General features: G+C 62.1%; 17 protein-coding genes and 1 pseudogene. 7 read left to right on the plus strand and 11 right to left on the minus strand.

Annotated elements, in window-relative coordinates:
• Positions 1 to 62 precede the first annotated feature (62 nt).
• Positions 63 to 3,944, plus strand: a complete 3,882-nt coding sequence (locus tag ACFJIU_RS20305; protein ID WP_379062921.1) for a histidine kinase dimerization/phospho-acceptor domain-containing protein — start codon at positions 63 to 65, stop codon at positions 3,942 to 3,944.
• A 249-nt stretch (positions 3,945 to 4,193) separates the two neighbouring features.
• Here the strand turns inward: ACFJIU_RS20305 and ACFJIU_RS20310 are convergent, their stop codons facing one another.
• Positions 4,194 to 6,152, minus strand: coding sequence for an acetoacetate--CoA ligase (locus tag ACFJIU_RS20310; RefSeq protein ID WP_379062923.1), 1,959 nt, complete (start codon positions 6,150 to 6,152; stop codon positions 4,194 to 4,196).
• A 274-nt stretch (positions 6,153 to 6,426) separates the two neighbouring features.
• Here ACFJIU_RS20310 and ACFJIU_RS20315 point away from each other — a divergent pair, with 274 nt between their 5' ends.
• A complete protein-coding gene (locus ACFJIU_RS20315) occupies positions 6,427 to 7,857 on the plus strand; it encodes an AsmA family protein (protein WP_379062925.1) in 1,431 nt (476 codons plus the stop codon).
• 248 nt (positions 7,858 to 8,105) lie between these two features.
• Positions 8,106 to 8,384 carry a hypothetical protein gene (locus ACFJIU_RS20320; RefSeq protein WP_379062927.1) on the plus strand — a complete coding sequence of 93 codons (279 nt, stop codon included), beginning with the start codon at positions 8,106 to 8,108 and terminating at the stop codon, positions 8,382 to 8,384.
• 120 nt (positions 8,385 to 8,504) lie between these two features.
• Here ACFJIU_RS20320 and ACFJIU_RS20325 read toward each other — a convergent pair whose 3' ends face one another.
• The 8 genes from ACFJIU_RS20325 to ACFJIU_RS20360 form a co-directional block, all read right to left on the minus strand.
• Positions 8,505 to 9,323 carry an ABC transporter permease gene (locus ACFJIU_RS20325; RefSeq protein ID WP_379062929.1) on the minus strand — a complete coding sequence of 273 codons (819 nt, stop codon included), beginning with the start codon at positions 9,321 to 9,323 and terminating at the stop codon, positions 8,505 to 8,507.
• Between the two features lies 1 nt (position 9,324).
• Complete coding sequence (locus ACFJIU_RS20330; RefSeq protein WP_379062931.1) at positions 9,325 to 10,293, minus strand: ABC transporter permease subunit; 969 nt, start codon at positions 10,291 to 10,293, stop codon at positions 9,325 to 9,327.
• A gap of 9 nt (positions 10,294 to 10,302) precedes the next feature.
• Positions 10,303 to 11,442, minus strand: coding sequence for an ABC transporter ATP-binding protein (locus ACFJIU_RS20335; protein ID WP_379062933.1), 1,140 nt, complete (start codon positions 11,440 to 11,442; stop codon positions 10,303 to 10,305).
• 68 nt (positions 11,443 to 11,510) lie between these two features.
• Positions 11,511 to 12,611: a polyamine ABC transporter substrate-binding protein gene (locus tag ACFJIU_RS20340; protein WP_379073177.1), complete on the minus strand. Its 1,101-nt coding sequence runs from the start codon at positions 12,609 to 12,611 to the stop codon at positions 11,511 to 11,513.
• Between the two features lie 358 nt (positions 12,612 to 12,969).
• The gene (locus ACFJIU_RS20345) at positions 12,970 to 13,902 is read right to left on the minus strand and encodes a DMT family transporter (RefSeq protein ID WP_379062935.1); all 933 of its coding nucleotides are present in this window, start codon (positions 13,900 to 13,902) and stop codon (positions 12,970 to 12,972) included.
• A 229-nt stretch (positions 13,903 to 14,131) separates the two neighbouring features.
• Positions 14,132 to 15,559 (minus strand): hypothetical protein, encoded by a 1,428-nt coding sequence (locus ACFJIU_RS20350; protein WP_379062937.1) that lies wholly within the window; start codon positions 15,557 to 15,559, stop codon positions 14,132 to 14,134.
• Positions 15,560 to 15,784: 225 nt separating this feature from the next.
• Positions 15,785 to 16,633, minus strand: a complete 849-nt coding sequence (locus ACFJIU_RS20355) for a methyltransferase (RefSeq protein ID WP_379062939.1) — start codon at positions 16,631 to 16,633, stop codon at positions 15,785 to 15,787.
• Complete coding sequence (locus ACFJIU_RS20360; protein WP_379062941.1) at positions 16,560 to 17,456, minus strand: DMT family transporter; 897 nt, start codon at positions 17,454 to 17,456, stop codon at positions 16,560 to 16,562. Before ACFJIU_RS20360 ends, ACFJIU_RS20355 begins: the two co-directional genes overlap by 74 nt.
• A gap of 189 nt (positions 17,457 to 17,645) precedes the next feature.
• On the opposite strand from ACFJIU_RS20360, the gene ACFJIU_RS20365 reads away from it, so the two are divergent.
• The 4 genes from ACFJIU_RS20365 (at position 17,646) to ACFJIU_RS20380 (ending at position 21,584) form a co-directional block, all read left to right on the plus strand.
• Entirely contained in the window at positions 17,646 to 18,602 is a 957-nt protein-coding gene (locus ACFJIU_RS20365; RefSeq protein WP_379062943.1) for a fatty acid desaturase family protein, read from the plus strand.
• A gap of 129 nt (positions 18,603 to 18,731) precedes the next feature.
• Positions 18,732 to 19,148, plus strand: a complete 417-nt coding sequence (locus tag ACFJIU_RS20370; RefSeq protein ID WP_379062945.1) for a hypothetical protein — start codon at positions 18,732 to 18,734, stop codon at positions 19,146 to 19,148.
• Positions 19,149 to 19,163: 15 nt separating this feature from the next.
• Positions 19,164 to 20,498, plus strand: a complete 1,335-nt coding sequence (locus ACFJIU_RS20375) for a hypothetical protein (protein WP_379062947.1) — start codon at positions 19,164 to 19,166, stop codon at positions 20,496 to 20,498.
• 3 nt (positions 20,499 to 20,501) lie between these two features.
• Positions 20,502 to 21,584, plus strand: a complete 1,083-nt coding sequence (locus ACFJIU_RS20380; protein ID WP_379062949.1) for a PLP-dependent cysteine synthase family protein — start codon at positions 20,502 to 20,504, stop codon at positions 21,582 to 21,584.
• Between the two features lie 54 nt (positions 21,585 to 21,638).
• On the opposite strand, the gene ACFJIU_RS20385 is transcribed toward ACFJIU_RS20380, so the two are convergent.
• Positions 21,639 to 22,487 carry a LysR substrate-binding domain-containing protein gene (locus ACFJIU_RS20385; RefSeq protein WP_379062951.1) on the minus strand — a complete coding sequence of 283 codons (849 nt, stop codon included), beginning with the start codon at positions 22,485 to 22,487 and terminating at the stop codon, positions 21,639 to 21,641.
• A 283-nt stretch (positions 22,488 to 22,770) separates the two neighbouring features.
• A pseudogene (locus ACFJIU_RS20390) lies at positions 22,771 to 24,212 on the minus strand (short-chain fatty acyl-CoA regulator family protein).
• Between the last annotated feature and the right edge of the window lie 220 nt (positions 24,213 to 24,432).

Below are 24,432 nucleotides of genomic sequence, written 5' to 3' on the forward strand. Positions count from 1 at the left end.
GCGGCACCCATTTATTAACGAAGAATTAACCGCGGCCATCTCCTGGAGGATTGCCAGAGCGCATGCCGTCCGAGAACTATTCGTTCCTCGATGTTGCCGTCCTCGACGAGGTGCGGGCGCGTTTCGCTGCCGGCGACGCGCTGCTCATCCTTTCGGCGGACCTCGACCAGGTGCTGTGGGCGAACGGCCCGGGCGCTGCCGTGCTCGGCCATGCCGACATCGAGGCGGCGATCGACGCGCCGGCCGACCTGCCACCGGTGGCGAAACGCCAGATCACGGCCACCGCCGGCTTTCCGGCCATCGGCTGCAACCGCGCGCTGCTGGTCCGGCTTTCCCGGGGCATGGCAACGCAGGCGATCGGCTTCCAGGCCAGTGCCGTGACCATGCCGGACGGTGAAGCGGCGATCCTGCTTTCGGTGCCGGCCCAGCAGACCGGTTCGCGCAGTGTGGCCGAAATCGCCGAACGCGCCATAAGCGGCTTCACCACCGACGGCCAGTTCCTGGCTTTCATCGACGGCAGTGGCAATGTCGAGGCCTCATCGGCGGGATTCTCAGGCCTTGGAATCAGCACCGAGACGCTCGCCGCCCTGGCAAGCGAAACCGGCCGGGATCACGAACGCACGCTGAAGCGGCGTGTCCAGGCAGGAAAGCGCGCCCTGCCCGCGGGCATGGCAAGGCTGACGGACGATCCGGAACGCCATCTGCTGGTGGTGATCGACGATGGCAGCGCCGATCGGAATGAGGCGGCACCCGCAGCGACGATCCCTGCCGGCAACGGCCCGACAGCTGCGGCCGAGCCGCCGGCCGCGGAAGGCTGGCGCGCGGCTGATGACAGCGCTTCCACCAGCGCCGCGTCCGGCGAACATCATCACGATGGCTGGTATTTCAGCGATGCCGGCGAAAAGGGCGGAAACCCGGCACCGATGGAGCCGGACGAGGCCGCAGTACCCGCCAGACAGGCCATCAGCCGCAACGCGGCGCCGGTGCGTTTCGTGTGGCGCACCGACGAAGCCGGCCGCTTCAGCGCGATTTCACCCGAATTCGCCGCCGTTGTCGGCGAGGCCGCCGCCGATGTCATCGGCCGGCGTTTCAAGGACGTCGCCACCACTTTCGGCTTCGATCCTTCCGGTGAGATCGCGGGGCTGCTGGACCGGCGCGACACGTGGTCGGGCCGCTCGGTTGCCTGGCCGATCGCCGGCAGCAGCCTGAAGGTGCCGGTCGACCTCGCCGCCCTGCCCGTCTACGACCGTAACCGCAACTTCGAAGGTTTCCGTGGTTTCGGCGTCGCGCGGGTTGCCGATGCCACCGAAGACCACGAAAAGGTCGGCGAGGCGCTCACGCCCGATTGGACGCCGTCGGAAACGCCGCCCGCTGCAGTCGTCGCGCCGCCCACACAAACGAAGCAGCCTGGCGCAGAGGCGAGCCGCCACAATGCTTTCCACGGCGAGACGCCGGCACTGACCATTGCGCCGACGCCGGAACGCCGGTTCACCGACAAGGTCATCCGGCTGGCGGAACACCGGGCACCCGCCAACGACAAGGGCCTGTCGAATGTGGAGCGCACCGCCTTCCGCGAGATCGGCGAACGCCTGAAGAAAGACAGCGCCGTGGAAACCGGCAAGGCCACGCCTGCCGCGCCGAAAGAGACGATTCCCGCTGCACCGCTGACAGATATGCCCGCCGTGTCGCCAAGCAAGGTCGAAGCGACGGCAGCATCCAGCCAGGATGCCGAATCGACGAAACCGGTCGAGACCGCTGCGGCCACGCCCGAACAGAAGCCGGAGGTCGAGGTCCAGCTTCCTGTCGTCGCCGTCGAGCAACCAGCACTGGATACCAAGGCAGACGCGGCGGAACCGGAAATGGTTGGCGCTCAAGACCATGCCGCTTCACATGACGCGGCCGCCGTGGACGACAGCGCCACGCTGGTCGAGGCGCAGGAAGCCGAGCACATCGAGGACCTGGCGCGGCTCGACGGCACCAACGCCGATACGGTTTCCGAGATCGAAGATTCCGTCGCAAGCTCCGAACTGCCCGTAACGCTTGCTGGCCAGCCGGTGGAAACTGAAGCTGCCGGATCGGACGATGCCGCGCAAGACCAGCCCGCGGTCAAGCCGGCCGCGCCGCGTTCCCTGCTGGCCTTTGCCACGCCGGACGAAGCGGAGCCGGGCGACAAACCGGCACCGGCACTGGACGATGCAGGCGACGTCAGGGCCGCCGTGGCGAAGGTGACGCAACAGCGCCGCGGCGCGATCCCCGAAGAGACGCCGTCTGTGGAAGACGCGACGGAAGACACCGATCTGGCTCGCCTGGAAGATGACGGCGATCTCACGCATCCACGCGATGAGGATGAAGCCGACGCAGAGCCGGTGCAGGCCACCGTGACGCCGCGTGCGGCGCCACCGCTGCAGGCTGGCGGCTTCGTGCCCGCTGCCTTCTCCACCGGCGAGACGGCACCGGACACGTCGCTCGTGGCGCGGCTGCCGGTGCCGCTGCTGATCCATTCCGGCGACAAGCTGCACTACGCCAATACGGAATTCCTGGCCCTGACCGGTTATGGCGATCTCGCAGCGCTGGAGGCCGCCGGCGGCCTGGATGCACTGTTTGCCGATGCCTATGCCAGCCATGATGCGCCCGACCACTCCGACCACAAGCTGCGGCTGAAGAAAGCCGATGGCGAAGAGGTTCCGGTCGATGCGGTGCTGCGTTCCGTGCCCTGGGGCAAGGGCAAGGCCCTGATGCTGGTGCTGAACGGCGCGACCGACAACCGGTCGGCGCAGGTCCTGCCCTTTCCGGCAGCCGAGGCGGTGCATCCAGACAATGGGGAACTCAAGGCGCGCATCGCCGAAATGCGCACCATCATCGACACCGCTACCGACGGCGTGGTGCTGATCAACCGCGATGGCACCATCCGCTCGATCAGCCGGCCGGCGGAGGCCCTGTTCAGCTTCGACAGCGACGACGTCGCCGGCAAGCAATTCGCCTCGCTGTTCGCCATCGAAAGCCAGAAGGCGGCGCGCGATTACCTTGCCGGGCTTTCCGACAATGGCGTGGCCAGCGTGCTCAATGACGGCCGCGAGGTCATCGGCCGCGAAGCCGAGGGGCGCTTCATCCCGCTGTTCATGACCATCGGCCGCCTGCCCGGCGACAGCGGCTATTGCGCCGTGGTGCGCGACATCACGCAATGGAAGCGGGCCGAGGAAGAACTCACCCAGGCGCGCGCGGTGGCCGAACGTGCCTCCTCGCAGAAGACCGACTTCCTCGCCCGCATCAGCCACGAGATCCGCACGCCGCTCAACGCCATCATCGGTTTTTCCGAACTGATGGTGGATGAGAAATTCGGGCCAGTCGCCAATGAGCGTTATCGCGACTATCTGCGCGACATCAACCGCTCGGGCAACCATGTCCTAGATCTGGTCAACGACCTGCTCGACATTTCCAAGATCGAGGCGGGACAGCAGGAAATGGACTACGAGGCGGTGTCGCTCAACGACACGCTGGCCGAATCCGTCGCGCTGATGCAGCCGCAGGCCAATCGCGAGCGAGTGATCATTCGCTCGTCCTTCGCCTCGCGCCTGCCGGAGGTCGTGGCCGACCTGCGTTCAATCCGCCAGATCGCGCTCAACATCCTGTCCAATGCCGTGCGCTACACACAGGCGGGCGGCCAGGTGATCGTCTCGACTGCCTATGAGACCTCAGGCGATGTGGTGATGCGGGTACGCGATACTGGCGTCGGCATGACCCAGGCGGAGATCGAACACGCGCTGAAGCCCTTCAAGCAGGTCAATGCCCTGAAGCGCGGGCGCAGCGACGGCACCGGCCTCGGCCTGCCGCTGACCAAGGCGATGGTAGAGGCCAACCGGGCCCGCTTCACCATCAACTCGACGCCCGGTGAAGGCACGCTTGTTGAAGTGGCTTTCCCGTCGACGCGCGTTCTGGCCGATTAGGCGGCTCAATAGAAAAAAGGCGCCCGACGGGGCGCCTGAAGAGGAATTTGTCACAACGGGCTTGAGCGATACTGTTCCCGCCCAGCGGGAATGGGATTTCTCCCTCAAGTTACCCGTGACTATCACGGCCGGGTCGTAAACAAATCCTTACCCGGGTGCGGAAAAATTTACGAAAGTGTACCACTTGTGAAAACGCGGTAAATTTGAGCGCTACGCTTTGTTTACCGTATTCTCCGCCCGGCTGTCCGCTCAGCTCTGCAGTTCCGGCCGATCCCTGAACAGGTCGAGCGCTTCGGGATTGGCGAGCGCTTCCTGGTTCTTGACGGCGCGGCCATGGACGACATCGCGCACGGCAAGCTCGGTGATCTTGCCCGACTTGGTGCGCGGAATATCGGTGACGGCGACAATCCTGGCCGGCACATGGCGCGGACTGGCGCCGGTGCGGATCTTGGCCTTGATCTTCTTCTCGAGTGCCTCGTCCAGGGCGATCCCCGCGGCCAGCCTTACGAACAGCACCACCCGCACGTCATCCTCGAAATCCTGGCCGATGCAGATCGCCTCGAGGATTTCCGGCATCTGCTCGACCTGGTTGTAGATCTCGGCCGTGCCGATGCGCACACCACCCGGGTTCAGCGTCGCATCCGAGCGACCGTGGATGATCATACCGCCATGTTCGGTCCATTCGGCAAAGTCGCCATGGCACCAGACATTGTCGAAACGCTCGAAATAGGCGCCGTGATACTTCCTGCCATCGGGATCATTCCAGAAGCCGATCGGCATGGCCGGAAACGCTTTGGCACAGACCAGTTCGCCCTTCTCCTGCCGCACCGGCTGGCCGTCGTCGTTCCAGACGTCGACGGCAAGGCCAAGCCCGGCCCCCTGGATCTCTCCTTCCCAGACCGGTTCGGTCGGCACGCCCAGCACGAAGCAGGAGACGATGTCGGTGCCGCCCGAAATCGAAGCGAGGTGGATATCCTGCTTGATGCCTTCATAGACGAAACGAAAGCCTTCCGGCGACAGCGGCGAGCCGGTCGACGAGATGGTGCGGACGGTGGAGAGGTCATGCGTGGTGATCGGCGTCAGCCCGGCCTTGCGCACCGAATCGATGAACTTCGCCGACGTGCCGAAATAGGTCATCTTCTCGGCGTCGGCGAAGTCGAACAGCACATTGCCGGATGGATGGAAGGGCGAGCCGTCATAAAGCAGCAGCGTCGCGCCGCAGGACAGACCCGAAACCAGCCAGTTCCACATCATCCAGCCGCAGGTGGTGAAATAGAAGAAGCGGTCACCCTCGACAAGGCCGGCATGCAGGCGCAGTTCCTTGACGTGCTGGATCAACGTGCCGCCGGCCGAATGCACGATGCATTTCGGAATGCCGGTCGTGCCGGATGAGAACAGGATGTAGAGCGGATGCGCGAAAGGCAGTCGTTCGAAGGTGACTGATTTGGCCGCGAAGGGCTGCAGCGCCATCTCCAGCGCTTCCGCGCCCTCGATGGTGCCGGCGACATCTTGCGCGGTGCCGAGATAGTCGACCACCAGCACCTTGCGCAGGCTCTCCAGTTTCGAAGCGACGGCCGCCACCTTGTCGGCAACCTCGATGGCCTTGCCGGCATACCAATAGCCGTCCGGCACGATGAAGACGACCGGTTCGATCTGGCCGAAGCGGTCGAGCACACCCTGTTCGCCAAAATCGGGCGAACAGGACGACCACACCGCGCCGATCGAGGTGGCGGCAAGCATGGCGGCAACCGTTTCGGGCATGTTCGGCATCATCGCGGCGATGCGATCGCCCTGTTCGACGCCGAGCTTCACGAACAGTTGCTGAAGCTGTGAGACCCTGGCGTGCAGTTCGTCCCACGACAGGCGCCGCTCGACCTGGTCCTCGCCGCGAAAAACGATCGCGTTGGAGGAACCGCTCTTCTTCAGCAGATTTTCCGCGAAATTCAGCCTGGCGTCGGGGAAGAAATGCGCGCCCGGCATGCTGTCGCCGTCGACAAGCACTGTTTCGCCCTTGTCGCCCGTGATGCCGCAGAAGTCCCACACCAAATCCCAGAACGCTTCGCGTTCCGCCACCGACCAGGCATGCAGATCGTGGTAGCTGGCGAAGCTCTGCCCGCTGGCCCGCTCGGCCGCGCGCGTGAATTCGGTCAGCGGCGCCTCGGCAATTCGGGCTTCCGATGGGCTCCAAAGGGGGGTATCTGCGGCCATCAATGTTCCTCCCGTGGCGTCACCCGTTAAGCATACTGCAACGCAACAACGCAAGGTCGGCCGAATGCGACAGCATGTGTGCTATCGCCATCGCATGGTCACAAAGACTTGAAATGCAGCCGCCTAGAGCGTTTCTGTTTTTTCACGGAAACGCGGAAACGCTCTAACTTTTTGTTTTCACGCAATTCCGGACGGAAAACCGTTAAACACTTTTCCTGGAATTGCTCTAGGTTTACACCCCTTCATGCGGTGGAATTGAAACGCTAAGGACCAGATGCCATCACCCCTGATCTGGCGGGCCATTTGGGCTGTATCGATTGCGGTCATCGTCGCCGTCCTGGCGTTCGTGGCCGTACCCTATTTTGCGTCCAATCGCATCGTGCGCGACCGCATCGCCTGGGAGATGAGCGCCTGGAGCGGTTTCCGCGTCACCATCGAGGGCACGCCCGAGATTTCGATCTGGCCGCAGTTCCGCGCCACGCTGTCGGGTGTCACGCTGTCGAAATGGAGCGATGACAAGGCTCCGCCGGTGATGCAGGCCGAACGGGTCGACATCGACCTGTCGGCGATGGCGGCGCTGCGTGGCGATGTCGTGTTCTCCGGCGTGCAGCTGATCAAGCCGGTCTTCCGCATCGAGCCTGCCGAGCATGGGCTGCTTCTGCCTGCAGCACCTTCTGGCGGCCGCGTCGCGCGCGCCATCGACGCAGCCAGGGAAACGGTCAAGGCCAATCCGGGCAAGCCGGACGCCGTCAAGCTGCCGCAGGAAGGTTTCGGCAGCATCGAATTCCGCGACGGCCGTGTCGTCGCCAGCGTCGACGGATCGGAAGAAGAGGTTGTGACCGGACTGTCGGGCATGGTCGACTGGGAGGCGCTGAATGCGGCCGGCTCGCTGACGGCCAATGGCACCTGGCGCGGCGAGAGCGTGTCCGTGGAAGCCAATTCACCGCAGCCCATGCTGTTGCTGGCGGGCGGTGCTGCCCCGTTCACGGTGTCGCTCAAGGCGCCGCCGGCCAATCTCTCATTCGAGGGCAACGGCAATTTCTCGGCGAAATCGTTCTTCGACGGCCAGGCCAAGTTCTCGGCACCGTCGCTGCGGCGCGCGCTGTACTGGCTGCGGGCCGGCATCGCACCCGGCGCCACCACTGGCCCCGTTTCGGTCAGCAGCAAGGTCAGCGGCAATGGCGACCGGATCAAGTTCGAGAATGCCGAGATGACCGTCGACAAGAACCCCGGCAACGGCGCGCTCGATATTTCCTTCAACGATGCAATGCCGGTGATCTCCGGCACCATGGCCTTCGACACCGTCAACCTGGCGGCCTTCCTCGCAGCCTTCACCACGACGGCCGCGGCTCCCGGCGATCTCGATGCGATCGACACATCCTTCGCCGACCGCTTCAACCTCGATCTGAGACTGTCGGCAGCGCATGCCACCGCCGGGCCGATCCAGCTTGCCGACATGGCCGGCACCGCCCAGGTCAAGAACGGCCTCGCCGTCTTCGACATTTCCGACGCCGGCGCCTTTGGCGGCAACATCCAGGCAAGCCTGCGCTTCGATCTGCGTCCGGAAGGCACCCAGGTGGAGATGAAGCTGCTTGCTTCCGACATCAATGGCGCCGAATTCACCTCCGCCGCAGGCATGACGCGCCTGATGCCGACCGGAACGGGCACCGTGTCGCTGATCCTGAAAGGCCCCGGCAAATCCTGAATTCGATCCTGCAGAATGCAGACGGTTCGGTTTCGGCCACTTTTGGCCCGGGCAATCTGACCGCGCTCAACCTGCCATCGTTCCTGAAGCATGCCGAGGACGGTGGATTCTTCGCGCTCGACGAAGTCGCCGACGGCACGCTGGCGATCGACGGAGCCGAGCTCAAGGCCAGCATAGCCAAGGGCGTCGCTCGCATCGACCGGGCCGAGGCGAAGTCCGGCCAGACCAAGATATGGCTGTCCGGCATCGTGCCTTATGCAGGGCGTGGGCTGGCATTGTCAGGCGGCGTCATCCAGAAACCGACAGCCCAGCCGGCTCCTCAGGCCCAGCCGGCTCCAGCGCAACCAGGCACCGTTCCGGACGGCCAGGCTCCAGCCAGCCAGACCACGTCCAGCACACCGCCTCCGGCCGCGTTGCCTGCGCCCACCACACCCAGCAACAGCGGCAACGAGGCGACCTTCTTCGTCGGCGGGACCTGGACAACGCCCTTCGTGTCGCCGATCACGCGCCGCAAGACAGGCGAATAGAGCAATTCCGGGAGACGGGTACGGTTTTCCGTCCGGGCTTGCGTGACAACACAGAGCTGACGGAGACGCTCCTGAAAAAGGCAGCCGAAGCTGCCTTTTTCATTTTCGGATCGCGAAGCTCTATCCCCGCATCGCCGCCTGTTCGTCGCGCAGGCGCTGCACTTCGCGGCGCTTGTTGACGACCGAGGCGATGATCACCCCCGTCGCAACGATCGCGATCAGGATCGTGCAGGCGGCGTTGATCTCCGGCGTCACGCCGAGGCGGACCTGGCTGTAGATCTTCATCGGCAACGTCGTCGCACCCGGTCCCGAGGTGAAGGACGACGTCACCAGATCATCCAGCGACAGGGTGAAGGCCAGCATCCAGCCCGAGACGATGGCCGGCAGGATGACCGGCAGCGTCACCTGGAAGAAAGTAGCCACCGGCGAGGCACCGAGATCCATCGCCGCCTCTTCGAGCGAGCGGTCGAAGGTGACGAGGCGTGACTGCACCACCACGGCGACGAAGCACATGGTGAAGGAGATGTGCGCCAGCGTCAGCGTGAAGAAACCGCGGTCGAGGCCGACCGCGACGAACAACAGCAGCAGCGACAGGCCGGTGATGACTTCCGGCATGACCAGGGGCGCAAACACCATGCCCGAGAACAGCACTCGGCCACGGAAGCGGGTGTAGCGGGTCAGCGCGAGCGCCGCCAGCGTGCCGAGCACCGTCGCCACGGTCGCCGAGATCAGGCCGACACGGATGGTGACCCAGGCGGCATCGATCAGCGCCTGGTTCTGGAACAGCGAGACATACCATTTGGTCGAGAAGCCGCCCCAGACGGTGACGAGCTTCGATTCGTTGAAGGAGAAGATCACCAGAAGCACGATGGGCAGGTACAGGAACGCAAAGCCCAGCGTAACCGAGGTGATGTTGAAACGGCTCCAGGTCGTGTTCATCTCAGCGCCCCTGTTCCTGAGCGCGCGCCTGGGCGTGCTGGAAGATGACAATGGGAACAATCAGCACCAGCAGCAGCAGCACCGCCACCGCCGAAGACACCGGCCAGTCGCGATTGGCGTTGAACTCGTTCCACAGCGTGCGGCCGATCATCAGCGTCTGCGAGCCGCCGAGCAGGTCCGGAATGACGAACTCGCCGACGGCCGGGATGAAGACCAGCAGGCTGCCGGCCAGGACGCCGGGCAGCGACATCGGGAAGGTGATCTTCCAGAAGGCGGTGATCGGCGGACAGCCAAGGTCCTGGGCAGCCTCGACCAGCGAGTAATCCATCTTCTCCAACGCCGAATAAAGCGGCAGCACCATGAACGGCAGGTAGGAATAGACGATGCCGATGAAGATCGCCGTGTAGGTGTTGAGGATGATCAGCGGCTCGCTGATGATGCCGGTGCTCAGCAGAAGCTGGTTGAGCAGGCCTTCCGGTTTCAGGATGCCGATCCACGCATAGACGCGGATCAGGAACGACGTCCAGAACGGCAGGATGACCAGCATCAGCAGTGTCGGCCTGAGCGTCGCCGGCGCCCGCGCCATGCCATAGGCGATCGGATAGCCGACAAGCAGGGTGAGCAAGGTGGATATGCCGGCAACGATGACGCTGGTGAGGTAGGCGTTGATGTAAAGCGGGTCCTCGGTGAGGAAGATGTAGTTGTCGAAGTTCAATTCCTTCAGCTGGCCGATGATGCCGGAGATGCCGCCGCTGAAATCGAACGCCGGCGTATAGGGCGGCATCGCGATCGCTGTCTGCGACAGCGATATCTTGAAGACGATGAAGAAGGGAACGAGGAAGAAGACCAGCAGGAAGACATAAGGAATGATGATGACCAGCTTGCCGGTGAAGCTGGTGGCCTGTTGCGGGGCAGCCTGCGCCTGGGCGGCGCCGGTTGCGGTTGGGGCAGAAAGGGTAGCACCCGCCATGATCGCCTCCTACCGCGTCAGCACGACGCCGGCATCAGGCCGGAAGGAAACCCAGGCGCGGTCGTTCCAGGTCAGGGGATCGTCCGAGATGCGGGCGGCATTCATGCTCTGCGCGCGCACGATCTGCCCGTCGCTCAGCTTGACGTGGTAAACAGTCATGTCGCCGAGATAGGCGATGTCATAGACTTCGCCTTCCAGCGCATTGGTCGAGCCCTCCGGCTTGGCCGAGGAGATGCGGATCTTTTCGGGACGAATGGCGAAAGCGACGTTGGCACCGGCAGTGGCGTCGCCGGCGTTCTCGACGCGGATCTGCGCGCCGGTGGCACCGGTGATCCTCGCGGTCTTTTCGGTGCGCTCGGCGACCTTGCCTTCGAACATGTTCACATTGCCGACGAAGTTCGCGACGAAGCGCGAGGTCGGCGCCTCGTAGACTTCGGCAGGCGTCGCCACCTGCATCACCTCACCCTTGTCCATGATGGCGATGCGGTCGGCCATCGTCATGGCCTCTTCCTGGTCGTGGGTGACGACGACGAAGGTCAGACCGAGTTCCTGCTGCAGGTCCATCAGTTCGAACTGGGTTTCCTCGCGCAGCTTCTTGTCGAGTGCGCCGAGCGGCTCGTCGAGCAGCAGCACCTTCGGGCGTTTGGCGACGGAACGGGCAAGCGCAACGCGCTGGCGCTGGCCGCCGGAAAGCTGATGCGGCTTGCGCTTGGCGAAAGCCTCGAGCTTGACCAGCTTCAGCATCTCGGCAACGCGCTTTTCGACATCGGCCCTGGGCATGCCTTCCTGTTTCAGGCCGAAGGCGATGTTCTTTTCCACCGTCATATGCGGGAACAGCGCATAGGACTGGAACATCATGTTGACCGGGCGCCGGTAAGGCGGCGTGCCGGCGAGGTTTTCGCCGTCGAGCAGGATGCGCCCCGAAGTCGGCTGCTCGAAGCCAGCCAGCATGCGCAGCAGCGTGGACTTGCCGCAGCCCGATGCGCCCAGCAGCGCGAAGAACTCGCGCTCGTAGATGGTCAGCGACAAGTTGTTGACGGCGACAAAGTCGCCGAACCGCTTGGTGACATTTTCAAACTGGATGTAAGGCTTTGCGTTCGGATCGTTCCACGGCGCAAAATCCCTGCGAATGCTGCCCAGCGATTTCATTGTCCCACTCCCGTTATCCTGTCCCCGAAAAACCCCGGCAGTCGGACCGCCGGGGTTTTCGCTGATGCTTATTGTCCCGTGACGACCTTGGTCCAGATGCGCGTGATGGTGCGCTGGGTCTTGGGATCGTACGGCTTGACGGTGAAGAGCTTCTTCATCACCTCTTCATCGGGGTAGATCGTGGGATCGCCGGTGATCTCCTTGTTGATCAGCGGCTGCGAGGCCTTGTTGCCGTTGGCGTAGAAGACATAGTCCGACGACTTGGCGATCACTTCCGGCTTCATCATGTAGTTGATGAATTCCAGCGCTTCGGCCGGGTGCTTGGCATCCGCCGGCACGGCCATCTGGTCGAACCACATCTCGGCGCCTTCCTTCGGGATCGTATAGGCGATCTCGACGCCGGCCTTGGCTTCCTGGGCGCGGTTGCGCGCCTGGAACAGGTCGCCCGAGAAGCCGACGGCCAGGCAGATGTCGCCGTTGGCAAGCGCGTTGATGTATTCGGAGGAGTGGAACTTGCGCACCGAAGGACGGATGCTCAGCATCAGCTCTTCCGCCTTGGCGAGATCTTCAGCCTTGTTCGAGTTCGGATCGATCTTCAGATAGTTGAGCGCGGTCGGCAGGATGTCGGTGGGCGAATCCAGCATCATCACGCCACAATCCTTCAGCTTGGCGAGATTCTCCGGCTTGAACACCGTGTCCCAGCTGTCGATCGTGTCGACGCCGAGCGCTTCCTTGATCTTCTTGGTGTTGTAGCCGATGCCGGTGGTCCCCCACATGTAGTTGACCGAGTATTCGTTGCCCGGATCGAATGCGGCGACGCGTTCCTGGACCACGTCCCACATGTTCTTCAGGTTCGGCAGCTTCGACTTGTCGAGCTTCTGGTAGACGCCGGCAGCAATCTGGCGCACCAGGAACGGCGTGGCGGTCGGCACGACGACGTCGTAACCCGAACCGCCGGCCAGCAGCTTGGTTTCCAGGATCTCGTTGGAATCATAGACGTCGTAGACGACCTTGATGCCGGTTTCCTTGGTGAAGTCGGCAATGATCGACTGGTCGATGTAGTCGGACCAGTTGTAGACGTTGACAACGCGCTCCTGTGCTTGCGCACCCAGCGTCGGCAAGGTCAACGCCACGGCCGTCGCCGCCAGCAAAATCGCTTTGCGGATCATCATTCAAACTCCCTTTGTCAGTGTTCCCTTGCCGGCCGGCACGGTGGCCATGATCCGGCATTCATTGTCGATTGGTGTTGCGGCAACGGACGACACGCCGCTGAGACGGCGGTGCCTGGAATGCGTGCTATAGAAAGGCAAAGTGCAGCCTGTCTGGCTGCTTGGGGGAACTACCGCCCGCGGCTGCCCGATTGGCAGACCAAGGCGATGAAGCTCGATCCTGGTTTGGCCGGCTCTGTCACGTGGCAAGATGCGCCTGTCTTGTTGTTGCCGCATCTGCAGCCTGCCCGTCGCGTAGCAGGCTTGTCAATGGGCAAAGATGTTCCAATCGCTCCTGACAATCAAATCTCGGTTTGTGTCAGGTAGGCGACGGGATGCCGGTGGTACCGGGTCGCGCCGGTCGCGACTGGCGCCGCATTTCCAGGCCGATGTGAACAAGCAGTGCGGCAACGACGACAATGCCGCCAACCATGGTGCGGGCGGAAGGCACCTCGCCATGCACGAGCCAGACCCAGATCGGCCCCAGGATGGGCTCGAATGTGCCGAGCAGCGCCGCCACCGCCGCCGGAACCAGCCGGGCGCCGGTGGCGAAGAAAGCAAGCCCCACGCCGAGGTTGATGACGCCGAAGGCGAACAGGAAGCCCATGTCGCGCGGCGAAACCGCGAACTGGCTGGCCTGCGAAGCAGCAAAAAGCGCGGCCAGGATCGTGCCGAGGCAGGTGGCCGGCGTCATGCGCACCTGGGCAAAGCGTCGGGTTATGACGGTAGCGACCGAAAACATGAAGGCGATGAGCAAGGCCAGCCCGTCGCCGATCGGCGACACCGCACCGCCGAGCGATTCCGAAACCATGATGGCGACGCCGACGATCACGCCGGCGATCGCCGCCCAGGTGGCGGCCGAAACTCTTTCGCGAAACAGCAGCCAGCTCAGCAACGCCGCCAGCAACGGCACACCGGCCTGCATGAGCAGGATGTTGGCGACCTTGGTGTAGGAGAGCGCGACGACGAAACAGGTGGACGCGGTGGCGAAACAGACGGCGACCGCAAGGCCCGGCAATCCCATGTCGCGGAACAGCTTGAGGGTTCCGCGCAGGCCGTCGCGCCATGCCATGAAAGCGATGAGAAAAGCCGCTGCCCAGACCGAGCGCCAGAACACGACCGTCCAGCTGTCATCGACCGCGATGAAGCGGGCAATGGTGCCACCAAGGCTCCACATCAGGGCGGACAGGAACACCAGCAGATAGCCGATGCGTTCCTCCCGCAATGCCGATGGTTGAGCGATGGCGTTCATGGCTCACTATTGCCCTTTCGCATGCGACGCATTGTGCGGGGGACGACAGAATCTGGCGGTTTCCAATTGTCCCCCGGAGCAACTCCAATGGAAACGCTCCAGCTGGAACTGAGCGCGAAAGAACCGATGCGGGCAAGGGCCGGATTGCCCGCTTCGGTTGTTCCAATCCGCGGCCACACGCAGCCGGCGGATCATTTGACGATCCCCTGGCGACGCAGCCGGAAAGGACCTACTGCGCCTGCTTCAGCGCCTCGGACAATACCGTGTCCTCGCCGGCGGCATAGCTTGCGAATGTCTGCACGACAGGAATGGCGGGAGCCAACGAACCGGATGGCGTGCCATAGACATAGTTGAGGAAGAAGCATGTCGTGACTTGCGCCAGGCCGCAGCCATCCCCCCAATCGTGAAAGGCGGTGGTGTAGCGGACGGTCAGCCTGGAATTCGGCAAGGTGACGTTGCCGCCCTCACCCCAGAATTTCGACCTGTCGCCCATCGGCTCACCCATCAGGATGCCACGCCCGCCGGCATGATATTTCAGCATCGCCGCGGTGCTGAGCGCCGCCGAAAATGTCGTCCCGCTGGTGAGGATCAGGACCTTGCCGTCCTGCGGCACGAGTTCGGGCAATTGCTTCGAGAAATCGGCCGTTTGCGTGTAGTCGCCGCCCGGATTGAAACGCAGGTCCACCACCGCGTTCCTGATCCGGCGTGTCTTCGCCTCGGCCAGCACGTCGGCGAGATAGCCGTGCAGGGACTTGCCGTCCTGGTCGCGCACACGGTTGATCTGCACATAAAGGGTGCTGCCATCGGCCAGGAAGTCATGCCAGAAAAACCGGTCGGGCCGCGCCAGCGCCGGTGGCACCGGCACGCCCTGCAGCACATGGACCCAGGATCCGTTGTCATCGGGCAGCGCAACAGGGCTCAGATAGCGTTTCGGCCAGAATGTCCTGGTCAGCGGCTCCGGCGTGCCTGGCTCGGCGGCGAGCGTGTGCGACGCCTGTGATCCGTCACGCGGTTGCAGGACCAGCGTCGCGGCGTCCGCTTTGTCGGCAAGGCCGGCGGCATGCAGCAGTTCCGGCGAGGCAAGCAGGTTCGGCGACAACTCACGCGCCAGGTTGGCCGGCCCGCCGACATAGGCGCGCAGTCCTTCGAGCAGCTGGGTCGTTGAATGACCGTCGAGCGTGACAAGCTGCGCTCCCAGCAGATCATGCTGGTCGGGACGCGCCGCCACCACGAACAACCCGTCGGCAAACCAGCCGAAGCGCAGCGGCAGCGCGTTGAAACCATGGCCGCCGACCAGCGCCATGACGCTGGTGTGACCATTGTCGGCCAACGCCACCGCACGCGCGGCACCCATGGCAAAGCCCGCGCGGTCCAGACCGGGCGCACGGGCGGCAAGCTCGCCCATCGCTGCGTTGAAGGCCGAGCGGGTCTCGTTGGTGAAGCTGCGTTCGACCTCGGGCAGACGCTGCAGCAGATCGAGATCCTGCTGGTTCCTCTCGGCCTGCGACGCAGCCGGCGGGAACTTGACCTGCGGATAGGATTTGAAGGTCGGATAGAGGATGACGGCGGCGGGCGCGACCACAAGGATCAGGACCGCGACGACAAAAATGGCGATGCGCCGCAGCCAGCGCCGTACGGGACGATCGGTACCAGCCATCAGTGCCCTCACCGGTTACACAATGTCGCGCGGGAAAATGCGGACAGAGCCGGCAAGCGTCAATGTCAGCGGCAGCTAACATGCCATCTCTGCTGAAACGATCCTGACAAAATGCCGGGACATCGAGGCTGGCAATATTCCTGTGAGGCCTTCAACGTTCGAGCCGAGATTTTCGTCGCAGCACAGCCTGGCAGGATCTCGAAAGGACGGCGCTGTGCCAAGCACTCACGGATCGATGACGAGGTATCCGAATTCACCGTTCCGGTAGTGCTCGAAATGCCGACATCCGTCGATCACCGGATCCAGCCGTGCGCGGCTGAGATAACCCGTCTCCACGTAGATCCGGCTCCACCAGTTCCGGCGTCGTACCGAGCCGATGAACTCGATCAGGGTCACCACGGGGCCGTCGGGATCGCAGATCGAAATGGGTGGCATCTGGGGACGCTCCTCCAGTTCGCGCGGGGTGTAATCCGCATCGCCACCATAAGGGATGTTGGCAATGATGACGTCGGGCTCGCGCATGTGCACGTCGTCCACGAAGTAGCTTTCCTGGAAATCGATCTCGGCCTGATGTGTCAGGGCATTTTCTCGGGCCAGCGCCAGCGCGTTCGGATCGATATCACATGCGGAAACGGCAAGGTCGGGCCGCGAGCACTTCAGCGAAATGGAGATCCAGCCGCAACCTGTGCCGACCTCCAGCAAGGATCCTCGCTGAGGCGCCTCCGCTATCACGCGCTCGATCAGCTCTTCGGTGTAGGCATCAGGAATGTAGCTGCGCCGGTCGATCTTGAATTTGCGCCCCAGCATTTGAGCCCAGCCTCGAAGATAGGCATTCGGCTCGCCGAATTTCTTGCGGATCGCGAGGCGGCGCAGCAAAGCGCTGTCGCCGGCAGCCATGTGCAATATCTCCATGATTTCCTCTCGAGGCACATCGCGCTGCTCAAGCATGGACATGACATCCAGCTGGAGTTTGCCCTCTTCCATCTTCGCAATCTGCAATTCAGCAATATTCATCGGCTTTCTCCAACCGGTTTCCTGGTGCTGTGGCGTTTCTGCCGGGGAAAAAAGAGGCAATCGCAACGCCCACTACGATCAGGCCTCCCCCGACGATCGTTTCAAGCGTTGGCCTCTCTCCCAGAAACAAGGCGCCGCCAATGATCGATACCGCGGGCACCAAAAGCAGATAGGGGGCAACGAGATTGATCGGATGGCGAGAGATCAGGAAGTACCAGGTACCGATCCCTCCAGCCGTCATGACAATCCCGAGATAGACGACCTGCAGCCAATTCGTGGCCGACGCGGTCCAGACCGACTGCATCTGCGGCTCCCCGAAAACAAAAGAGAGGACGACAAGCTGCGGCGCGGCCAGAAGCGACAAGGCTCCGAGCAGGCTGAAGCTGGCGGTCAGGCTGAGCCTGCGGATCATCAACTGCCCGGTCGACCAGATCACCATGCTGACAACCGCCAGAATGACGGGGAAGAAACTGCCGGACACAACTGGCCTGCCGGCCACGAAAGTCACACCGACAAAGGAGACGATAACCCCCAGAATGATCGTCCGGCTCGGAATCTCCCGCAGGAACAGTGCCGACATGACAATCAGTATAGGGGCCTCCATCTGAGCCAACATCACGGTAACCGAAACGTCGAGCTGGCTGAGACTATAGTTTGAAAGACTATATGGAATACTTATACACAAAATAGAAAGTATAATGACGTCTTTGAGATTCAGACCCTTCCATTTGCAGAATGGAAGCATGGCGACACCCGCACAGCCGAACCGAAACGCGGCCATGATTATTGGTGGAAAATGATCAAGCGCCGCTTTTCCGAAAACCCATCCCAGGCCGAAGATAACCGACAAGGTTAAGGCCAGAAACCTATGCGACCCAACCATTTATGGGATCCTTCAGACATCGTTTTGGAGGGTCAATCGTTCCCCATTGTTTCGCGTCTGCTGCGGAAAGGCAGCCACGATAAATTCGAAGTCCATATGAATTTATTGAATCACGGGTGCCTACTTCGTTGGTGCAGTATCGTCTGCAGTGATGCTCGCGCTTTTCTATTCAAGTTGAGGGGAAAGAGAATGGCACTTAACGGAAGCGATATTCGTGCCAGATTTAACAAGAAATTTATGCATCTTTCGAAGAAAAACAGCCGAGCCGAAGCAACACTTATTCTTCTCGTCGAAATGACCGCGATCGCATCCTGCGTCCTGGTGCCCCTTCTGATCCTGCAGCACTCCTGGCTGGCGTTCGTTGCAGTCTACTGGATCGCGATCGCGATGATCGGCATGCGCATGAGATGCTTCGGCAACATCATCCATGAGTGCAGCCATGGCGGGTTCGTCAACGATCGGGCCTGGAACGAGGCGATCGGCCGCCTCCTTTCCATCCTGCTTCTCTACTCCTTCGCCAACTATCGTCGAGATCACATCACCCATCATCAGTACACGGGAGACTATGAGCGGGACCGGGAATTTGCGGACACTGCGAAGTTCAATTTCCATGAGCCGCTGACATCGTCCCGCTGGCTCCATTACCTGCGCCGCTTTTTTGTTGCCGAGACGATCCTAGCTTATACCGGCCGCACGTTTCTGGGGAGCAATGAGAGCCTGCCCTGGAAAATCGCGCGCCTGATCTATGTCGGCTCTCTTCTTGCCGCAGTCGGCGGTCTCGTGGTGCTGAATCCCGTTGCCATCATTGTCGTCGCATTCTGGATCGTACCGCTTTGCGTCGTTCTGCCTGCCATCGGCTACGCCACCGACATCATGGATCACGCCGGGCTCCTGCAGAACGAGGATGACATCGACAAGGCCCGAAACTACGTGGTCGAGAGTGCATTCATCCAATGGCTGATCTTCCCGCGGAACGACTCCTACCATCTGTTCCACCACCTCTTTCCGGCGGTCTCCACGCGCTCCTTCCCGGAGTGCCACGCAATCCTGATGTCCGAGTGTCCGGAGTATGCCGCCCGCAAACACTCACTGGCGGAGTGGGTCGAGGATTTTCGCTACCGCAATCCTGCGCCGTCCATCAGCTAGATCGGTTCCAGCAAAACCTTGCTGCCATTCCGCTTCCGGAAGCGCGCGTGAGCATTGAGGGCAATTTCACTTCCGCCGAAGACGCTCGACACGACCCTGATTACTGCCTGTTACCTGGAGGCATTCGCCATGAACTTCGTATCCGCCACCTTATCGGAATACCACATAGTCATGTTGGGACTCGAAGAACTCAGACCCACGGAGGAGATCAATCTCGACCGGGCGATGTCGCTCTCAAAGGCCATCTCCCGCGACTCCGTCTGGACGCGTCCGCTCCTGGTGGAGCTCAAACACTCGCTCGTCATGGATGGCCACCATCGGCTGTATTGCGCGCGCCAGCTGTCGCTCAGAAAAGTGCCTTGCATCCTGCTTTCCTACGAGGACCCCAGGCTTTCCGTCACCTCATGGGAGGATGAGGCCTCATTCGACACGAACAGGATCTACGAGGCCGGGCTTTCCGGAAAGCTTCTCGGGTTCAAGTCCACGCGGCATCGCCTGGATCCCCAAATTCCGACCTGCGGAATCGCCCTGGACACCTTGATGTGAGGACCCGTAGCGAGCATGGACGCCCAGACAACCCCTCTCATCAGCAGCCAGGTTCAAGAACTCCTCGCGGAGAAGATGGTGCTGTCGGAATGGGTATCCTGCTTCGGATCCCCCTTGCACGTGGTGTTTCCCGCCCAGGCCAGCGAGAACTGTCGGCAGTGGGCGGACCTGCTCGGGAGGGCCTATGGATCATGCAGGATCCAGTTCGCCCTCAAATCCTGCAAGTCATCGGCGCTTCTTCGGGCATTTGCGAAGGCCGGCGCCGGCGCTGACGTTTCATCCACGCAGGAGATCATGTCGGCCTTCCTCAACATGGTTTCCGTGCGCGACATGGCGATGACCGGGCCGGCAAAAACGAAGCACGAGATCGCGCTTTGTCTGAAGCACGCGATCGCCATTCATGTGGACTGCATCGAAGAGCTTCGACGGCTCCTGGACGTCGCCGGATGGGCCGGAGATCCGGGACGACTGTTTCTGAGATTGCGGCCCGAATCGGAGGCCGGATCCCGCTTCGGAATGACCCCGGACCAGATCCAGGAGTGTCTGAACCTGCTAAAAGTGGCCGGTGTCGAGCAGGTGGGTTACTCCTTCCACGTCAACGACTACGAAATACCCTCCCGCGTCAGGGAATTGCGCCGCTGCCTGCGGTTGGCTCGCCAAAGTCACGCCGCGGGGTTTCGGTGCTGTGGCATCGATATTGGTGGCGGCTTCCCGCTGCGTTACCTGGCAGATCTCGATCGAGATACCTACAACCACGGCCCTCTCTGGTCGGGCAGCTGCGCTTCCGGAACCTACCCTTATGCAGCCGAGCCCCATGGCCTCTTTCATGCGGCCACGGTGGTCGAGACCGTGCTGGCGGATCCGGCCGAACTTGCCTTTCTCGAGGCGGAGGACATCCCGATCCTGCTGCAGCCCGGTCGGTCACTGCTCGATCAGTGCGGCGTGACCGCCTTTCGCGTGATCGAGCTGAAAGCGCGGGACGAGAACAGCCAGATCGCCGTGCTCGATGGCATGTCATTTTCATTGTCCGAAATATGGTTCGGCAGTGACTTCGTGCCTGAACCCGTCGTCATCAATGTTGGTGATCGGGTGCCAAAAACGGCCGATCTGCATACATATCTGGTTGGGAGAAGCTGCCTGGAATCCGACGTCATCCGAAAGCGCGGCATCCGGCCCGCCAACGGCATATCGGTGGGTGATCTCGTCGTCTTCGTGAACACGGCCGGATATCAGATGGATTCCAACGAAAGCACGTTCCATCAAATTCCTCTCCCAAGAAAACTTGCCGCTATCCGCAAAAGCAATGGCTGGGCGATCCACCTGGACGAACAGGGATCGAGGGAGGAATGAAAAATGATCGTTGAGAACATTCTGGAAACAATCGGCAACACACCTGTTCTCCACATCGCATTGAGAGGTGGCGAGGTCAGCCTCTTCATCAAGCTGGAGATGTTCAATCCGACCGGCTCCATGAAGGACCGGATGGCCCTGAGCATGATACGGAACCTGCCGCATGGCGAGCATGGAGCACCGCCCGAGGTTGTGGAGTCCTCCTCGGGAAATACGGCAAGCGGGCTTTCGATGATCTCGGCGGTGATGGGCATGAAGTTCACCGCGCTGATGGATCACCATGCCAGTCCGGACAAGATCAACACAGTCCGGGCCCTGGGAGGCGAGGTGATCGTTGTGGGCAATCCAGACGGAACACTGGCAACCGGCATGCGTGACAGCCTGGCCAGGGAGATGTCCCTCAAAGAGGGTGTCCATTGGACGGAACAACATAACAACCCGGCCAACGGCGACGGATATGAAAGTCTGGCTGCCGAACTTCTCAGGGATATCGGACCGAGCATCACCCATTTCGTCTCCGCCATCGGCACGGGTGGATCCCTCTGTGGGACGGCTCGGGCACTTCGTCGCACACTGCCTGCCCTGAGGGTGATCGGCGTCGAGCCTGCCGGCAGCGTTGTCTTTGGCGGCTCGGGCCACGTCTACCATCAATCCGGCACCGGCACCCCCGCAGGGGCCGACGTTGGCCTGGTGATAGATTATGACGTGATCGACCATGGCCGGAAGGTCAATGACGGCGCTGCGTTCTCGGTCTGCCGTTACCTCGCACGCAAGCACGGCCTCCTCGTCGGCGGATCCACGGGCGGTGCCGTCTTTGAAGCTCTCCGGATTGCGCGGGATGCGCCGCGCGGCTCCAAGATCGTTACCTTGGCCTGCGACAGTGGAACCAAGTACCTGGACAGCATCTACAACGACGAATGGCTCGCTGCGCGAAACATAGGCCTCACGAATATCGACGACGACTTCGCGGATGTGCTGGCGGATACAATGACCGCACCCAATCTGGTGTACCGAAGACCGGCAGTCACGGTGGCTTCGGCGACCAGAAATGAAACGGCAAGGAACTCAATCGTAGCTTCGGCATAGCCCTGCCTGCCCCTTTGCCAGACGCTTGACGCGGATGGTTGGGTGATCAACGTGTCAGGGCCGCGTAATCTGGTTCACGGTGCGCTTCAGCAGGGCTTTGAGCTGTTTTGTCGCTTCTCGCTGCGAGCGTCTCTTTGGCGTGAGGAGGTAGTAGGCGTAGGGCGCATTGACCCACTGGTCAAACGGGCTCACCAGGTTGCCGCGTCGAACTTCCTCGCCGACAGTTACGTAATCCATTATGGCGACGCATTGGCTCACCTTGAGCACTTCGACCGTGAATCTCGAGCCTTTCACAGCATGTCCGAATGAGACCTCGAATTTCTGGGCGTATTCCTCGCTGTAAAAGGACTTCGCCCAATAGTACCACATCGAACGACCTTCCGGCGTCGATTCCGGCGTCGGCAACCGGGTGATTTTCAGATAGTCATCCACATTCCCGATGAGACGAGCCGTTTCAGGTGTACACACCGGGGCGATCTTATCGATGAAGAGCAATTCGGAATCCGCATCCGCGTAATCTCCGCTTCCGTAGCGGATCGCGAAGTCTATCGTGTTGCGATCGAAACTCAGCGGAACGGGCGAAAAATCACACTGGATATGAAGCCCCGGCAAGCGGAGCTCAAGTGCGGCCAACTGCTCCGCAAGCCATGAGATTGCAAGTGTCGGAACGCACGTGATGCGCAGTGGCCCGGCCACTTCGTGCCGCATCAAACTGTCGGTAGCGTTGATCAGGATGTCAAAGCCCGGTCGAATTGCATCCGAATACATGCGCCCTTGCGGCGTCAATGCAATCGAGTTCGTCGTTCGTGCGATGAGCTTCGTCCCCAGGAACTCTTCAAGCGTCTGAAGGTGATGGGTTACAGATGGGGGCGAAATCCCCAGTTCGAGCGCAGCTTTCGACATGCTTTCCTGCCGAGCTATCGCATCGAACGCACGGATTGCGTTCAGGGGTGGCAATTTCGACCGCGTCCCTTTCATCCGTACACTCCCAAGCGCCGCTCCCCGAGTTTAGAGAGGTGGCTCGGTTTTGAACTGTACCGTCTGAGGTATTGCGGCGAAGACTTGCGTAATTACGACATTGCCGTGTTTCTCGGGCTGCGTTGTGGGCCTTGCGCCAAACCCAACAAGCAGCGGCGACAGGGTGACGCCAAATTTTTTAGGCCCTGCTCGAATACCGGCGGTTTCGCTACTGGAAATCGAAAGCGCTCAGGCCGGTCACCATTTCGTCGAGCCCAAGTGGACGCGTGACCGGCGGCTCGGCGCGCGACAGGCAGCCGGAGCGTTCGCACAGCCGGCAGGCGGGACCGACCGGCGTTGCCTTCACCACGCCGCTCTTGCCGCCAAGCGCCAGCGCGGGAAGCGCTGCGCCGTAGACGATCTCGTCGCGGAAGGCGATGTCGCAGCCAAGCAGGATGGCGGTGCGGCGCGGCCGTTCCGAAAAGGCGCCTTGCGGCCCCTCCAGCGTGCGCGCGACGGTGAGGAACTCGGCGCCGTCCGGCATCTCGACCGCCTCGACGAAGATCTGGCCTGGCTGGGTGAAGGCGGCATGGACCGGCAATTTGGGGCATCCGCCGCCGAAACGGTTGTGCGGAAAACCCTGCGCGCCGGCGCGGCGGAAGCGGTTGCCGGCATTGTCGACCTCGAGCATGAAGAACGGCACACCGGAAGCGCCGGCGCGCTGCAGCATGGTCAGCCGGTTGGCGGCCTGCTCGAAGGAGACGCTGAAGCGCGAACGCAGCACATCGACGTCGTAGCGGGCGCGCTGGGCGGCGGAGAGGAAGGCCTGGTACGGCATCATCAGCGCATGCGCGGCGTAGCGCCCGAGTTCGAAGCGGGCGAGCCGCCTGGCCTCGTCCGACGACAGTTTGAGCGCCGCGATCTCGGCCGCCACCGCCACCTGCATGCGGATGAGGCTTGCCTCCATCGCCACCTCACGCAGTTGGTCGAAAGGCGACAGCCGCTCCGACAGGAACAGACGCTGCGAATGGCGATCGTAGCGGCGGCGCCAGTTGGGCATGGTGGCGACGGGAAGCACCTTGACGACGATGCCATGCTCGCGCCGCAGCCATTCCTTCAGCGCACCGAACAGGTCGTCGCCAGGGCCGAGCAACGTCGTGAAGGCCTCGGCCTCTTCCTCGAGCGTCGGGAAATGGTTCTGCCGCCGCTCGAACACCTCGTGCACCTCGTCTATGGGCAGACGCGCGCCCGAAAGGGCCGTGGTGTGGCCCTCGCGGGCGAGCAGCTCGGTCAGGTCCGACAGGCGTTCGGCCTGCTCGCGATAGGCGCGGAACAGCTTGATGACGGCCGCCGCCGCATTGGGAGCGGCTTCGGCGATCTCGACCAGTTCCCGTCTCCCGGCAGTTCGCCTGCCAGCAGAGGATCGGTGAAGACTTCCCGCAAGGCAGAGATCGAACCGCGCGCCTCGCCTTGCAGCTCGTCCGGCTCGACCTTGTAGACGGAAGCAAGCTTGAGGATGAGCTGGACCGTCAGCGGTCGCTGGTTGCGCTCGATCAGGTTGAGATAGGATGGCGAAATGCCCAGCCCCTCGGCCATCGCCGTCTGGGTCAGCCCCTTCTGGTTGCGGATGCGACGAATGCGCGGCCCCGCGAAGATCTTCTGTTCAGCCATGCCGCCGAAGCCATTTTACAAAACTTGACATCGAAATCATGCGAGTGCGGCCTTCACCGCCCTTTACATCATTTACAAATTTACAGCGCAGCATTGTCAAACACAACACAGGTTTTCCCTTATTTTTCAACCAAAATCCCGAATTCACTGGGCTGATTTCGCACCGCAATGTAAATCAAGTCACAGGGAGATCGCCATCCACGAACGAACACAGGGCGGT

It is taken from the genome of Mesorhizobium sp. UC74_2, assembly GCF_042701485.1.
GTDB lineage: Bacteria > Pseudomonadota > Alphaproteobacteria > Rhizobiales > Rhizobiaceae > Mesorhizobium.